The organism is Clostridium sp. DJ247 (genome assembly GCF_014231265.1).
Genome location: NZ_JABAIW010000111.1, coordinates 1 through 3,827, shown reverse-complemented (window position 1 = coordinate 3,827; position 3,827 = coordinate 1). Strand labels below are relative to the sequence as shown.

Annotated in this window: 8 protein-coding genes; all 8 read left to right on the top strand. The window is 29.3% G+C overall.

Features of this window, described 5'->3' with window-relative positions; genetic code table 11:
• A partial coding sequence (locus tag HGI79_RS22115; protein WP_278046748.1) for a GTP-binding protein occupies positions 1–381 on the top strand: 381 nt, incomplete at its 5' end.
• 79 nt (positions 382–460) lie between these two features.
• Positions 461–649 carry a twin-arginine translocase TatA/TatE family subunit gene (gene tatA, locus HGI79_RS22110; RefSeq protein ID WP_185652830.1) on the top strand — a complete coding sequence of 63 codons (189 nt, stop codon included), beginning with the start codon at positions 461–463 and terminating at the stop codon, positions 647–649.
• Positions 650–662: 13 nt separating this feature from the next.
• Positions 663–1,415 (top strand): twin-arginine translocase subunit TatC, encoded by a 753-nt coding sequence (locus HGI79_RS22105; protein ID WP_185652829.1) that lies wholly within the window; start codon positions 663–665, stop codon positions 1,413–1,415.
• Positions 1,416–1,477: 62 nt separating this feature from the next.
• Entirely contained in the window at positions 1,478–1,657 is a 180-nt protein-coding gene (locus HGI79_RS22095; RefSeq protein ID WP_241428311.1) for a HypC/HybG/HupF family hydrogenase formation chaperone, read from the top strand.
• A 57-nt stretch (positions 1,658–1,714) separates the two neighbouring features.
• Positions 1,715–2,704, top strand: coding sequence for a cobalt transporter CbiM (cbiM, locus tag HGI79_RS22090; RefSeq protein WP_185652828.1), 990 nt, complete (start codon positions 1,715–1,717; stop codon positions 2,702–2,704).
• Positions 2,705–2,710: 6 nt separating this feature from the next.
• Positions 2,711–2,908, top strand: a complete 198-nt coding sequence (locus HGI79_RS22085; RefSeq protein WP_185652827.1) for a hypothetical protein — start codon at positions 2,711–2,713, stop codon at positions 2,906–2,908.
• On the top strand, positions 2,905–3,105 hold the full coding sequence (locus HGI79_RS22080) for a hypothetical protein (protein ID WP_241428310.1): 201 nt from the start codon (positions 2,905–2,907) through the stop codon (positions 3,103–3,105). The genes HGI79_RS22085 and HGI79_RS22080 overlap by 4 nt, the downstream gene beginning before the upstream one ends.
• A gap of 479 nt (positions 3,106–3,584) precedes the next feature.
• The coding region (locus HGI79_RS22075) for a twin-arginine translocation signal domain-containing protein (RefSeq protein WP_185652826.1) at positions 3,585–3,827 on the top strand (243 nt) is incomplete at its 3' end.

Here is a 3,827-nt window from a genome sequence, read left to right as displayed (position 1 = left end):
CTTAATTCATTAAATATAGAAGACATGGATCTTCTTGTTATAGAAAATGTAGGTAATCTTGTATGTCCTGCTGAATTCGAAATTGGTGAAGATATAAAGATTTGCGTTTTAAGTACTACTGAAGGAAATGATAAACCACTTAAGTATCCTTTAACGTTTGAAAAAAGTGGAGCAGTTATTTTGAATAAAATAGACTTATTACCCTTTACTAATTTTAGTAAAGGAGAATTTTATAAAGACATAAGTTATTTAAATGCTAATGCTATTATTTTTGAAACAAGCTGTATAAAAGATGAGGGTTTAGATGAAATAAGTACATGGCTAAAAAACAGAATTATTGAGAAAAAATTTCAAAAACATCCAATTGAGTATTATATATAAAGATGGCTAAAAACAGAATTATTGATAAAAGAGAAAAGTAAATTAATATAGAAAATTCATAAGTTGGAGGAAGAATGTTATGCCAAGAATAGGATTTCCAGAGTTAATTATAATATTAGTAATTGCATTGGTGATTTTTGGACCAGGAAAGTTACCTTCAGTAGGTAAGTCTATAGGAGAATCAATTAAGGCGTTTAAGAAAGCTTCAAGTGAGCTCACAAAGGATGATACGACCGCAGAAAAAACTGAAGAGAAGAAAGAAGCTTAGTAGGAGTACAAGTATGGTAAAGAGTGAACAAATTGTTCAAACAGTACGTTTTTTAGAAAAGTTCAGAAAAGCAATAATAACAGTATTTGTCATTGTTATTATCGCTACATCATTTATGTATTTTCAGGATGACTATATTGTAAATATCTTAACTAAGCCACTTAATGGAATTAAATTATATTTTATGACTCCTGTTGAAGGAATAATGGCAAAGATGAAAGTTGCTTTCTTAGGAGGGGTAGTTGTTTCCTCTCCTATAATAGCTTATTTATTAGTATCTATAGGATCTTCGAAGATTAATAAAAAGGTTAGAAGGTTGCTTTACTTTGTTGTAATTCCCCTTGCTGTAGTGCTATTTATAGGTGGAATTCTGTTTGGATATAAATTTTTGTTACCATCAACAATAAATTTTTTGTTAAACTGCGGTAATGATTTTATGAAAGCAAATTTATCAGGCAGCAATTATTTTTCTTTTATAGGAACATTGCTGTTAACCATAGGCTTAATTTTTGAACTTCCATTGGTACTCATTGCTTTATCTAGAATAAGAATAATTAATTGTAAGATGTTAAAGAGCAAAAGAAAATTTGCAATAATGGTTTCACTAATTACTGTTGCCTTTATATCACCTTCATTGGATGCTTTAACTTTTATTTTAGTAACGCTGCCTATAATAGCTTTATATGAAATTAGCATTTGGTGTATTTACATATTAGAAAAAAGTGATAAGAGAAAAGAAGCTCTTAAATTAATGAAAAGTGCATAAATATTAACATTTTAATAATACCGTTTATGCTAAGTTTTCTCATATCTTATGGACAAGGGTATATGACTCCGCTGCTTTCAGGTGGTACATATTTTAATTTTATGCATCTTATTCCAGATATAAAAGTTGGCCAATATGTTTTAGTTCATGCTGGGTGTGCAATACAAACAATTGATGAAGAAGAAGCAGCAATAACTCTAGAAATAATAAAGGAGTTATCAGATAATGAAATTTGTTGGTAAATATTAAAAAAGTTATATAAAAATAGCCAATAAGTACTTATAAACGGAGGAAGAAGTATGCATATTCCAGATAACTACTTAAGTCCATCAACATGTGTTGCATTAGGAGCTGTTATGCTTCCTGTGTGGAGGAGGGCTGTAACTAGGGTACAAGAGGGAATTAGTAAAAAGAGGTTACCTTTATTAGGTATATGTTCAGCCTTTTCTTTTCTTGTGATGATGTTTAATGTTCCAATTCCAGGAGGTAGTAGTGGACATGCTGTCGGAGCTACATTAATTGCAATACTGTTAGGACCAGATGCTGCAGTTATTTCTATTACTGTTGCTACTGTTATACAAGCTTTATTTTTCGGAGATGGTGGTATTCTTGCCTTAGGAGCGAATACATTTAACATGGCATTTATAATGCCATTTTCAGGTTATTATACATATAAATTAATAAAAGGTACAAGTGAAAGTGAAAAAAGAAACTATCTTGCAGCTTTTATAGGATCCTATGTGGGCATAAACATAGCTGCTCTTTTTACTGCTATTGAATTTGGTATTCAGCCAATTTTATTCAAAACTGTATCTGGATTACCTATCTATTGCCCATATCCACTTAAGGTTACAATACCATCAATGCTGATACCACATTTATTTATTGTTGGAATGTTAGAAGGGGCTATTACTGCAGGCGTATACATGTATATTAAAAAGTTATCACCAGAAATGATATACCATAGGGAGCTATTTGAAAAAAGAAAATTAAAAATTAAGCCTATATATGGTCTAGTTATGATGATGATTGTTCTTTGCCCCCTAGGACTTCTTGCATCTGGCAATGCTTGGGGTGAATGGAGCACTGAAGAATTAAGAAGTTTAATAGGATATGTTCCTCAGGGTATGGAGAATGGATTTAAATACAGTGCACTATTAGCTGATTATGGATTAAAAGGTTTGTCAGATGCTATAGGTTATTTGTTTTCTGCCATAGTAGGAGTAACAATTATATTTGCAATAACTAAGCTAATAAATAAAGCCATGATAGTTGTAAGGAATAGGTGATAAATAATGGAGTGGCTTTTTAAACAGGATGATTATATTCCAAAAGAAGATAAAGATGGGTTTATTAATAAAAGTATATTTTCTTTATTAAGTGTTCTTTCTGATATAAAGAGAACTAGTGGAAGTTACTCATGTAGAATTCATAGAATAAATCCTCAACTAAAAAAGGAGTATATCCTGAAAAAATCATTAATGGTATTATGAAAGACAGGATGTCAGGTGTTAACGAAGTAGCATTAAGTGGTGGAGTATTTCAGAATTCTTATTTATTAAGAAGCTTGACTAAGGAATTGAAGAATGAAGAGTTTGTTGTTTATACAAATAAATTAATAGCTATCAATGATGGTAGTGTGGCTTTAGGACAAATTGTTATAGCAAATGAAATTTTAAATAATAAATAATTTGAATTTTAGTTGTAATATTTTACTTATGTGTAAATATTCATGACTAACAATAAAAATATAATATAAACCTCATCACATCTTTATTTTCTCGTATATTGTCGTTTGTAACGAAAATTATAATTATATTTAACTGAAACTTAAATATGAGTTAACCTTTCCATAACTTATAAATATGCAGGGTTATATACTATAGTATTAGACATATGCCGTTATCCAGTAGAGGAAGGAAATATAAATGTTATAAATTTTAGATAATATATTTATAAAATATGTATTTTTATGCTTGATTTTTACATATATTGTTATTATTATAAGTATAATATAACAAGATGTAACATAAATGAAAATTATATAAGTTTATGTATTAAATTGTTATGTTGCGAAAAATGAATTTATATTTTTATCTTCAATTTAGATAACAATGTTATAACCCATGCATGGTATTATATAAAAAATATATTAAAAGGAGTGTTACTATGAAAATTAGCAGAAGAGACTTTCTAAAGTGGTCAGTAGCTACAGCAGTAGCTCTAAATCTTGAACTAGATATGGATAGAGTTAACACAGTACTTGCAGCAGATACAGATCCACCTGTTATCTGGTTAAATGGAGCTGGATGCTCAGGATGTACAATATCAATGCTAAATGTTACTAATCCAACAACTATTGATGATGTTTTATTAAACAAGATAAGTATGAAGTATAATACTACACTTATG

Coding starts and splice junctions, on each gene's coding strand:
- tatA (WP_185652830.1), top strand. CDS start 461: ATGCCAAGAATAGGATTTCCAGAGTTAATTATAATATTAGTAATTGCA.
- HGI79_RS22105 (WP_185652829.1), top strand. CDS start 663: ATGGTAAAGAGTGAACAAATTGTTCAAACAGTACGTTTTTTAGAAAAG.
- HGI79_RS22095 (WP_241428311.1), top strand. CDS start 1,478: ATGACTCCGCTGCTTTCAGGTGGTACATATTTTAATTTTATGCATCTT.
- cbiM (WP_185652828.1), top strand. CDS start 1,715: ATGCATATTCCAGATAACTACTTAAGTCCATCAACATGTGTTGCATTA.
- HGI79_RS22085 (WP_185652827.1), top strand. CDS start 2,711: ATGGAGTGGCTTTTTAAACAGGATGATTATATTCCAAAAGAAGATAAA.
- HGI79_RS22080 (WP_241428310.1), top strand. CDS start 2,905: ATGAAAGACAGGATGTCAGGTGTTAACGAAGTAGCATTAAGTGGTGGA.